The 10,530-nt window shown below is 37.4% G+C and carries 12 protein-coding genes; all 12 read right to left on the reverse strand.

The window, feature by feature from the left end; genetic code table 11:
- Positions 1-1,180 (reverse strand): anti-sigma factor domain-containing protein (locus tag ACLTU0_RS08310; RefSeq protein ID WP_412322022.1); only part of this gene is annotated, 1,180 nt, incomplete at its 3' end.
- Positions 1,181-1,183: 3 nt separating this feature from the next.
- Complete coding sequence (locus ACLTU0_RS08315) at positions 1,184-1,858, reverse strand: sigma-70 family RNA polymerase sigma factor (protein WP_412322024.1); 675 nt, start codon at positions 1,856-1,858, stop codon at positions 1,184-1,186.
- A gap of 47 nt (positions 1,859-1,905) precedes the next feature.
- Positions 1,906-3,252, reverse strand: coding sequence for an MATE family efflux transporter (locus ACLTU0_RS08320; RefSeq protein ID WP_412322025.1), 1,347 nt, complete (start codon positions 3,250-3,252; stop codon positions 1,906-1,908).
- A 65-nt stretch (positions 3,253-3,317) separates the two neighbouring features.
- Entirely contained in the window at positions 3,318-4,244 is a 927-nt protein-coding gene (locus tag ACLTU0_RS08325; RefSeq protein ID WP_022229504.1) for a SufB/SufD family protein, read from the reverse strand.
- Positions 4,244-4,981: an ABC transporter ATP-binding protein gene (locus tag ACLTU0_RS08330; protein WP_022229503.1), complete on the reverse strand. Its 738-nt coding sequence runs from the start codon at positions 4,979-4,981 to the stop codon at positions 4,244-4,246. The genes ACLTU0_RS08325 and ACLTU0_RS08330 overlap by 1 nt, the downstream gene beginning before the upstream one ends.
- A 146-nt stretch (positions 4,982-5,127) precedes the next feature.
- Positions 5,128-6,411: an aminotransferase gene (locus tag ACLTU0_RS08335; protein WP_118445677.1), complete on the reverse strand. Its 1,284-nt coding sequence runs from the start codon at positions 6,409-6,411 to the stop codon at positions 5,128-5,130.
- Between the two features lie 104 nt (positions 6,412-6,515).
- The gene (locus ACLTU0_RS08340; protein WP_022229501.1) at positions 6,516-7,562 is read right to left on the reverse strand and encodes an aldose epimerase family protein; all 1,047 of its coding nucleotides are present in this window, start codon (positions 7,560-7,562) and stop codon (positions 6,516-6,518) included.
- Positions 7,563-7,632: 70 nt separating this feature from the next.
- Positions 7,633-8,073, reverse strand: coding sequence for a GyrI-like domain-containing protein (locus ACLTU0_RS08345; protein ID WP_022229500.1), 441 nt, complete (start codon positions 8,071-8,073; stop codon positions 7,633-7,635).
- 66 nt (positions 8,074-8,139) lie between these two features.
- Entirely contained in the window at positions 8,140-9,024 is an 885-nt protein-coding gene (locus ACLTU0_RS08350; RefSeq protein WP_337870045.1) for a YafY family protein, read from the reverse strand.
- Positions 9,025-9,083: 59 nt separating this feature from the next.
- A complete protein-coding gene (gene rpsT / locus ACLTU0_RS08355) occupies positions 9,084-9,347 on the reverse strand; it encodes a 30S ribosomal protein S20 (protein ID WP_117965903.1) in 264 nt (87 codons plus the stop codon).
- Between the two features lie 164 nt (positions 9,348-9,511).
- Complete coding sequence (recO, locus tag ACLTU0_RS08360) at positions 9,512-10,255, reverse strand: DNA repair protein RecO (RefSeq protein ID WP_022229497.1); 744 nt, start codon at positions 10,253-10,255, stop codon at positions 9,512-9,514.
- Complete coding sequence (locus ACLTU0_RS08365) at positions 10,222-10,368, reverse strand: YqzL family protein (protein ID WP_022229496.1); 147 nt, start codon at positions 10,366-10,368, stop codon at positions 10,222-10,224. Before ACLTU0_RS08365 ends, recO begins: the two co-directional genes overlap by 34 nt.
- Positions 10,369-10,530: the final 162 nt, after the last annotated feature.

Genomic DNA, 10,530 nt, shown 5'->3' on the forward strand with positions numbered 1-10,530 from the left:
TTGTATGACCGCCGTGACTTGTCTGTGGTTTTATTTCTGATTTCGGCTCGTCTTGTTTCGGCTCTGTCGTTTTTATAGGTTTAACTGTTTCCGACGGAACAACTATTTCACATTGATTGTCCGATTTATACTTATCTTCATGTATCGGTCTAACCGTAGGCTCTTCAGATTCGGGTACAGTATCATTTTTTACCTGTGGCTTATCTGTAATTTTAGTTTCTTCTTGAATCGGATCAGGCAATGTTTTTGTTACAGAATTATCAAATATCGTATCATTCGACTTTTCTTCTGTAATCAAAGTATTAACCTTTTCACTCACTGTGTCGATATTTTTCGATTGTCTTACATTTGTAACTCTGCTTACTTCTTTTACTTCTTTTGTCGGTACAGTTTCGTTTTTTGTTCGAACGGTCGGTTGAAGTGTTTGTACACTATTTGAAATATTCTTGTTTTCAGATTTTTGAACAGGTATACTTTCCTGTTTAACTTCTGCTTTATTTTCAGTCTTGCTTTCGGTTTTGACTTCCGATTTATTTTCAAGATTTCTTCTAATCTCTTTTACAGACTGATTTTCAAGTTTATGCACATTTTCTTCTATACTGCCGCCGTTTTGTTTCGTATATTCGGCAATAGCTCTTGCTTTTGCAATAGATACACCCATTTCTTTTGCATTTTTCAAATCGGCTTTATCGGCATTTTCAATAATAACCTCTACATCACCGTAATTTTTATCCGGCAATTTAATTTTGCCTATACCGTCAACCACTTCAACGATAACATCTTTATTATGCTCATTCAAATATCCGATTTCTTCCGACTTTTTTATAAGTTCGTCCATACTGTCCGACACACTCATACCGCTTACATCGGTTTTTGAAAGCAATATCTCCGCGTCATCATTAAGCGGTTTTGTATTAATAACCCTGTTGTAAATATTAATCGTCATCATAACACTTGGGTTAATATCCACACTCATATATTTTGCAGGCACAAAATATGAACTTATACCGCCGCACACAACAATAAAGCTTGCCGCAGCCGCAAGGATTTGCCCTTTATACTGCGGTATTTTCACTTTGTCGCCGACAGAATAATTTTTGTTTTTTACCTTTATAAAATCGCTGTTTTTTGTAAGCAAAACCGCATATCTGCCCTTCACGGACACAATAACTCCGCTCATATTTCACACCTCCCTCATATTGAAATATTCGGCAATGGCAGGATAATCCTGAGTTATAGCAATAACCGCCGTTATTATGTATTTCCTGTGACGTTCGATAGCTTTTCTGTTCAGCTTTATATTATCGGTAATCTCTTTTATCGGCAATATGTGCTTATTCATAATTATATCGACAAGTTCACTGTTGTTTATAATATAGTTCACCGCATCAAAACAAAGCCGTTTCGTTTTACAACTTTTCGGACTGACCTCCGCAAGTTCAAAAAATGATATTTCAAAATTGCTGAGTTCCTCCGTAAGTGATTCGATTTCCCACTTCAAATCGCTTTTATCAACGGTATGTATTTCAAATTCAATCGTTTCACCGTCTGAATTTTCTTTTTCCAACGCAGAAAACGGCACTGAATTATGTTTTGCCTCACGCCTTATACTGTCAATAATTCTGTTTCGTATAACAGTCTTTGCAAAGCCGAGAAAATTACCTTTATTTTCATTATAGCCGTCAATCGCGTCGCCGAAAGCCATCATAGCAATGATATACTCATCATCACTTGTCGTAACACTTCTTTTAAGCGTCTTGCTTGCAGCTGCCAAGATGAAATTTTGGTATTCACCGATTAAATCATTTTTCAGTTTTTTATCATTTGTGGCTTCTGCCACTCTTTCTTCTAACTTCATCTTTCAATATATTATTCGTATTCTCTTTCATAAAAAATGAGGTAGTTTTAAATCTTGCATTTACTTTTTATTTTATATTTGTATCGTATTACAAATATAATTGCTCTGACAAACCAATCAATCGTCATTGCAATCCATACACCGAGTACACCAAATCCGAGCCATTTGGCTATTACCACGCTTGCACCTATTCTGAATATCCACATCGACAAAATTGCAACTATCATTGTAAACATTACGTCATTTGCGGCACGAAGTGAATTAGGCAATGCAAACGAAAGCGGCCATATCGTACAAGTACAGATTGCGTGATACCATATAATTTGTTTTGCAATCTCAGTTGTTTCACTTGATAAATTGTACGCTTTTAATATAAGCGGAAGTATCGCAACCACAACTACATTTATTGCAACGACAAACACATATATCGTTTTCATAAGTCGCTTTATGTAAAAATCAAGCTGTTTATAGTCGTTTGCACCGGCACACTGACTTGATACGGTTAATATAGCCTGACATATCGCCATACCCGGCAGTATCTGAAACATTGCTATTGTGTTTGATACCGCATTTGCGGTTATAGCTCTTGTGCCGAATGCCGTTACTATTGTAAGCACCAATATTTTACCAAGCTGAAACATTGAGTTTTCAAGCGAATTCGGTATTCCTATTCTAAGTATCTTTTTAATCATTCGCCAATCGAATTTCAGCTTAAACGGTCGGTCAATATGTATCTGTAAATCTTGATTTCCAAGTCTTACAACAATCACAACCGCCGCAACTATTCTTGATATAAGCGTTGGTATTGCCGCACCGGCAATTTCCATATGAAAACCGTAAATAAGTATCGCATTACCGACTATGTTTACAAGATTCATAATAAGCGATGTGTTCATTGAAACCTTTGAATTTCCAATTGCACGGAATATAGCCGCACCCGCGTTATACATTCCGATAAACGGAATTGACGCCGACACTATCAGCAAATATGTATTTGCATAATTTGCAACATCATCTTCAATCTGTCCGAAAACGGTATGAAGTATAAAATTTTTCAGAGCATATACCGCAATCATTACAAACAGTGCAATAAGCGTTGTAAATATAAGCGTTTGGTTTGCCGCTTTGCAGGAATTATGCTCCTGTTTCATTCCTATATACTGCCCTGCAACAACAGCTCCGCCTGTTGCAAGTGCCGTAAATATATTTATAATAAGTATGTTTACAGTATCAACAAGCGATATTGCCGATACCGCCGATTCTCCGACACTCGCAACCATCATTGAATCTATAAGACCGACAGCAATAGTCAAAAATTGTTCTATTACAAGCGGTACAATAAGTTTTTTTAAATCAATCTTACTAAACAAATAATTTTGAGGAATTTGCCTCAAGATGACCACTTCTTCCTAATAATTTCATACGAAAATACACCATTCAACAGAATGGTGCACTATTCCTAACCACGCAAAAAGCCTTCGATAATCTTTGCCTCCGCCTCTTCCGAAGTAAGACCGAGAGTCTGCAATTTTATAAGCTGTTCTCCTGCGATTTTTCCGATTGCCGCCTCATGTATAAGTGACGCGTCAATATCGCCTGCAAACAAAGCCGGTGCGGCGTTAACCTTACCGTTTCCGACAAGTATTGCGTCACATTCGGAATGTCCCGTACAACGGCAGTTACCCTTTATTGTCGAATGATATTCCTGATACGAATTGCCTTTTGCAACCGAACGTGACACCAAATCAACACCAGAATCTTCACCGTTAAGTTCAACCTCAAATTCAGTTTTAGCCTTTTCGTCACCGTCTGTCATAATTCTTTCGTGTATGATAAGCTTTGCTCTTGCACCGAGTTTACCCGATGTTTTTCTTACAGTTGAATCAACACCGCTAAGCTGAATTGTATCCATTTCAAGTACGGCATCGTCTTCAAGATATGCATCTGTTACAGGATCAATCGTTCTTTTTCCGACACCTTTACCTGTTCCGATATGCTTTTCTTTATACAAAACGTGTGCACCTTTACCGATAAAGAAACGGTGTATTCCGTTATGTCGTGCGTCGTGACCGTCTGATGTATGCACACCGCAACCGGCAACAATAATAACGTCTGCACCTGCCTCAACATAAAAATCATTATATACAAGGTCGTCTACATCACCATGCGTAACGCAAGCCGGTATATAAACTGTTTCCTTTTGTGCATTTTTGCTTATGTGTATAACAAGACCCGGTCCGTCCTCTTTTGAATCAATCTTTATATTCGGAGTAGATTGTCTGCCAGCACACTGACTGTCCTCACGAATGTTAAATGCCGCCTTTTCAAGTTCGTTGCCTTGAATGTCGGAAACGATTTTCAAAAATTCTCTTGTTGTTTCATTCATCAGTTGTTCTCTCCTTTCTTATCCTTACCGAGAGGACACTTTGACTCTTTTTCTTCTTTCAAAAGTTGAGGAAGAACATCTTTACCCTCACCAAATGCACGAACATTACCGTCCGCAATCACAACTATATAATCCGCAATTTCAAGTATACGTTCTTGGTGCGATATTACAAGCAAGGATTTTCCGCTTTCGTTTTTAAGTTTTTGGAACGCGTCAATAAGACTTGTAAAGCTCCAAAGGTCAATACCTGCCTCAGGCTCGTCAAATACAAGTATCTTCGCATTTTCACGCGATAAAACGGTAGCAATCTCAATTCTCTTGCTTTCACCGCCCGAAAGACTTGCGTCAACATCTCTTTCAATATAATCTCTTGCACAAAGACCGACTTCACCGAGTACAGAGCATATCTCTCTTTCGGACAATGTTCTCTCTGCCGCAAGATTAAGCAAATCTCTTACTGTAACTCCCTTAAAACGAACAGGCTGTTGAAATGCGTATGCAATGCCGTTTTTAGCACGTTTTGTAATATCCCAATCGGTTATATTCTCACCGTCAAGCAAAATTTCACCCGAATTAGGCACTTCGAGTCCTGCGATAATCTTTGCAAGAGAAGTTTTACCGCCACCGTTCGGACCTGTTATAACGGTCATTTTGCCGTCAGGTATTTCTAAATCTATACCCTTTAAAATTTTATCTCCATCGGGAATTTCCCAACTTATATTTTTAAGTTCAAGCACTTTTCAATGCTCCTTTCGACTGTTTATCATTAGTTATGATAACATAATATTCATTGAATTATAATTTTATCATAAAACAATACCGTTGTCAATTTTATCTAACAAAAAATGAGCGTTCTGTAAACGCTCATTTAATCATTAATTAATTACTTTGTTTCAAGAATTTTATCAAGGCTTACAAGTTTTACGCAAGTAACGAAAATTTCACATGCCTGCTTTAATTCTTCTGTTGACGGGAATGTCGGTGCAATACGGATATTTGAATCGTGAGGGTCTTTTCCGTACGGATATGTTGCACCTGCCGGAGTCATAACAACGCCTGCGTCTTTACACATAGCGACAACTTTTTTAGCACAACCGTCCATAGTATCGAAACCGATAAAGTAACCGCCGTTTGGCTTTGTCCATTTTGCTATGCCTAAATCTCCAAGTTCCTTGTCAAGCATCTCAAGCACAGCTTCAAACTTAGGTCTTATAATATCTGCGTGCTTTTTCATATGCTCAAGCATACCGTTGAAGTCACCGAAAAATCTTGCATGACGAAGTTGGTTAAGTTTATCGTGACCGATAGTCTGTACCGACATCTGCTTTTTAATAAAGTCAAGGTTAGCCTTTGACGCTGAAATAGCGGCTATACCCGAACCCGGAAATGTAACCTTTGATGTTGAACAGAACTTAAATACCATATCAGGATTACCTGCTTTTTCACATTCTTCAAGAATTTCAAGAATGTGGTCTTGGTGATCCTCATATAGATGATGTATGCAGTATGCGTTATCCCAATAAATTCTGAAATCCTCAGCCGCCGGCTTTAGATTTGCAAAACGTCTTACTGTTTCATCAGAATATGTTATACCCATAGGATTTGAATACTTCGGTACACACCAAATACCCTTGATTGCCTCATCCTTTGAAACAAGGTCCTCAACCATATCCATATCAGGTCCGTCCTCAGTCATAGGAATATTAATCATTTCAATACCGAAAAATTCTGTAATTGCAAAATGTCTGTCATATCCAGGTACAGGACACAAGAACTTAACTTTATCAAGCTTTGCCCATGGAGTTGAGCCCATAACACCGTGCGTCATTGAACGGGCAACTGTGTCATACATAACATTAAGACTTGAATTACCGTAAATTATAATATTGTCTACGGGACATTCAATCATTGCACTTAGAAGTCTTTTAGCCTCAATTATACCGTCAAGCACACCGTAGTTACGACAGTCAACGCCTTGTTCACCTACAAGATTGTAGTCGGTAAGTGTATCAATCATTCCCATAGAAATATCAAGCTGTTCGGTATTCGGCTTACCTCTTGACATATCAAGTTTTAAACCCTTAGCCTTTAGCTCATCATATTTTGCCGCAACTTCTTTGCGGATTTCCTGTAATTCTTCTTTAGTCATTTCTTTGTATGACATCAAAACCCCTCCTTAAAACATTCCACTTTGTTTTATTATACCACACACTGTATAATCAGTCAATTAAAAATGTTACAAATAACGCAAAAAGCCTACTTTAATATCTGTTACTTTACAATAAATTTGTACTCTGTTGTAAAATTATATTCATCGCCGACCTTTAAAATAGGAGCAATAAAGTGACTGTTCTTCATACCGTTTGGGAAATACTGTGTTTCAAGACAAAATGCCTGATGTGTACTGTATTTTGCACCTTCTTTATATATTCCCTCCGGAAGTCCGTTTGATGTATATAACTGAACACCCGGTTTATCTGTATACACTTCCATTGTTATGCCGTTTTCAAGGCACTTTGCAATGGCACAAAGTCTGTAACCTCTGCCCGAAATCGCAAAGTTGTGGTCATAACCGCCGAACATTTCTATTTGCTCAAAATCTGCGTTTATATCCTGTCCTATCGGCTTTGGTGCTCTGAAATCGAACGGCGTACCCATAACAGAAAGTACTTCGCCTGTCGGCATACATTCACTGTCGTTCGGTGTATAAAATTCCGAATTGATTTGAAGTATCTGATTATCGATTGTACCGCTTGCGTGTCCCGCAAGATTGAAATAAGAATGATTTGTAAGATTCACCACTGTATCCTTGTCTGTCACCGCACTGTAATTAATTTTCAGTGCATTTCCCTTTGTTAGAGTATATGTAACAGTTACTTTAAGTGTTCCAGGAAAACCTTCCTCACCGTCCTCTGACACGATTGAAAGTTTCAATGACGGTTCTTCCCCGTCAACTTCTTCCGCACTCCAAACCTTTTTATCAAAGCCGTTTATTCCGCCGTGCAAGCTGTTCTTGCCCTCATTAAGTCCTACATTATATTTTGTACCGTTAAGCTCAAATTCGCCGCCTGCAATTCTGTTTGCGTGTCTGCCGATAAGTGCACCGAGAAAACCGTCGTTATTTAGATAATCTTCCATCGTTTCGCGTCCAAGCACAACGTCGGTTTTAACACCGTTCTTGTCCTCTACATAAAGATTTCTGACAATACCGCCGTAATTTAAAATTCTCGCACTTACTCCGTTTCCGTTATCAAGTAAATATGCGGTTATATCCTGTCCGTTTGTCAATGTTCCGAACAATTCTTTTGTTATAGCCATTATTTTCATCCTCTCAATAAAAAATTCCTTGTGAAAATTTTATCATCATCACAAGGAATTGTCAATCTAATTATTTAAGAGAAATGTACATATGTATCTCCATATTATCCATATCGTCACCTGCTTGGTATTCTTCAAAGTCACACACAAACGAACGGTCAAGGTTCATATTCCAAACCTTTTGCCAAAATTCCTGCACCGCCGTAACAACGTTGCCTTTTACAATAAATTTAGCATATTTTCCACTTGGTATTGTAATCACTTCGTAATTCTGATTTGTGCTGTTCACCTCCGCACATATTGAAACGGTATAGTCACCGTTTGGCTGATACTTATGATACATACCGATTGATTTGTTATTCGCTTTGTCGTTAATCTCACCGTAGACCTTTTTATAAAATTCGTCCCACAAACCACCGATAATCTTCGGCATTTCAGGTGATTTGTTGTTGGTTACGGCTGATATGCCCACTGCTTTCTTTTCTTCGAGATTTACAATTTCATACTCCATTTTGTTATCCTCCTTTAACTTGATACAAGAAGTATAACACACCTAATATGACATCATTATGTCATATTATAAATAATTGTTTATCATTTTCTCTATTTTCGTTTTAATTATATCTCTTATGTATGTTGGTTCAAGTACTTCCGCATACTCCCCAAACGACATTATATAGCCGTAAAGCCATTCATTTTCAGGATATGACATATTCACAATAAAATCACCGTCCGCTGTTTTTTCTGCGTCTTGAAATTCGTCATAAACACGGTATTCGGCATTTTTGCTTATTTTCAATTTTACATTAACACAAATATTTTCATCGTCATTATCATATTTATATTCACACATTTCACGTTCAAAATGTTCGTTTGTCACTTCAACATCCCTTATTCGTGACAACCTAAACATTCTGTAATCATCGGCTTTTCTGCAATATGCGATAAGATACCACGATTTACTTTTAAAATACAGTTTAAGCGGCTCTGCAATACGCTCGGAAATTTCGCCTTTACTGTTTATATACTTCAGTTTCACTGCAAATCGTTCAATTATCGAATCTCTTATTTTGTCGAAAAAATTCTTTTGTTTCACATTCCAATCCGAAAATTCCACGTCAATCCACGAACTGTCGTTAGATTTAAAAAGTAATGACATTTTATCCGCAATGCCTGTTTTTTCAACATTCGGCAACACTGACATAGCAGTAAGTGCCGTTATTATCGCACTTTGTTCTTCCTTTGATATAACCGACTTGTCAAGTATAAAATTATCAAGAATAGATATTCCGCCACCTTTGCCCTTGGTGGTGTAAATCGGTATTCCGGCACCCGACAGGATTTCAACGTCACGATAAATCGTACGGCTTGATACTTCAAATTTCTTTGCCAATTCATTAGCCGTTACGGTCTTTTTGTCAAGCAATATGTATATAATTTCAAATAATCTGTTTATTTGCATAGTTTCCCCTTTGTGTACAAAAAAAGGAGCTACAAAATTGTAACTCCTTTAAATGACTTTTACGCAAGTTTTGCAAGTTTAAGAGCAAGCTGTGACTTCTTTCTTGCAGCATTGTTCTTGTGAAGAATACCGCGGTTTACACTTTGGTCAAGCTTCTTTGCAGCTTCGTTGAAAAGCTGTTGAGCCTCTTCCTTGTTACCTGCCTTTGCAGCAGCTTCAAACTTTTTGATAGCTGTCTTTAGAGCAGTCTTGTGAGCCATGTTGATAAGAGTCTTCTTTTCTGTAACTCTTACTCTCTTTTTAGCTGATTTAATGTTTGGCACTTTTTTACACCTCCACGAAATTTAATCTATAATACCGTAATATTATACATCATCGCAGAGAGAATTGCAAGCTTTTTTTATTATTTTTTAACGTTTTATCTATTTTAACCAAAAAACATTGTTTTTTCAATAAATATATAAATACTTTTATGTAAACTAACCAATTACATAGTGAGCATTGTTTTATAATAATCCAAACTTGAAAACTTTTGGTCAAGCTGAAGTTCAACATACTGTTCGGCGATTTTGCAAAGCAACTTCATCAATCCGTCACTTGCATTAAAACTGAGCATTTTTTTATCATCTGAATATATTATGTAATCCAATGCTCTGTAAAGATTTTTATCCAACTTAACAATATATTTGCCGCCGCACGCTCTGCACACACTTCCGCCCTTTAGCAAGTCAAACGCATACACCTCATTACTTCCGCATGACACACACGCATTAAGCTGTGGCGAATATCCGCCTATACTCATCATTTTGAGTTCATACACCGCTTTAACCTTGTCCATCGGCTCATCACGGTACGCAAGTGCATACACGCTGTTCAAAAACAAATGCAGCATTCTCGAATCGGGGTTATTCATACCAAGAATACAATAAGTTATATCTGCAAGATAAACGCACAGGGATAATTTTTTTATATCTTCCGAAACAGGATAAAAGCCGTCAAGAGTGTCAATATTATTAATTGTCATTATATCTTTTCCGACACCTTTGTAAAAATCAAAATCACCGTAACACAAAAATTGACTTGATGCGGCAGCTTTGCTCTTTGATTTTTTAACACCGTAGCTGACGGCCTTAACTATCCCGTATTCTTCCGTAAATACAGTCAGCATTCTATGCCCCTCACCGTAATCGGACTGCTTTATGATAATGCCTCTTGCTCTAATTTCTGCCATGTATCATCCTTATCCTCTTGCTCCGTTATACCGCTTACCGTTTTATACAGCAAATAAGCGTCTATATCGCCCGTTCTCGTAAAAGTTTCCCACGAAAGTCTGTTAAGCTCCATAACCTATCCCTCCGAAAAAATAACTTATTATCTTTATGTTTTTCATTTTTTCAGCGGTTATACTAACACTATTTACTATTCATTCGTGAAACCGAAATTCTTGATTAAAAAGTCACTGTTTCTCCAATCCGATTTTACTTTTACCCAAAGTTCAAGGTAGAC

The sequence above is a fragment of the Hominilimicola sp. genome (assembly GCF_046972485.1).
Classification (GTDB): domain Bacteria; phylum Bacillota; class Clostridia; order UBA1381; family UBA1381; genus Hominilimicola; species Hominilimicola fabiformis.